General features: G+C 56.1%; 1 rRNA gene. It reads left to right on the plus strand.

Annotated elements, in window-relative coordinates:
* A 16S ribosomal RNA gene (locus ACTHSX_RS10560) occupies positions 1–305 on the plus strand; the annotation flags it as partial.

The following is a 305-nucleotide window of genomic DNA, read 5'->3' on the forward strand; positions in this document are numbered from 1 at the left end:
GTAGAGGAGGAAGGGGCCGTGAAGAACGGTCTTTGACCTATTCTAGGAAGAAGCTTGGGCTAAGTTCGTGCCAGCAGCCGCGGTAAGACGAACCAAGCGAACGTTATTCGGAATTACTGGGCTTAAAGCGCGTGTAGGCGGATGACCACGTCAGTCGTTGAAATCCCCCGGCTCAACCGGGGAACAGGCGCTGATACGAGTTGTCTGGAGGTGGGTAGGGGAGACTGGAACTCCTGGTGTAGCGGTGAAATGCGCAGATATCAGGAAGAACACCGGTGGCGAAGGCGGGTCTCTGGGCAACTACT

This window comes from Neisseria sp. P0014.S002, assembly GCF_051958295.1.
GTDB lineage: Bacteria > Pseudomonadota > Gammaproteobacteria > Burkholderiales > Neisseriaceae > Neisseria > Neisseria flavescens_B.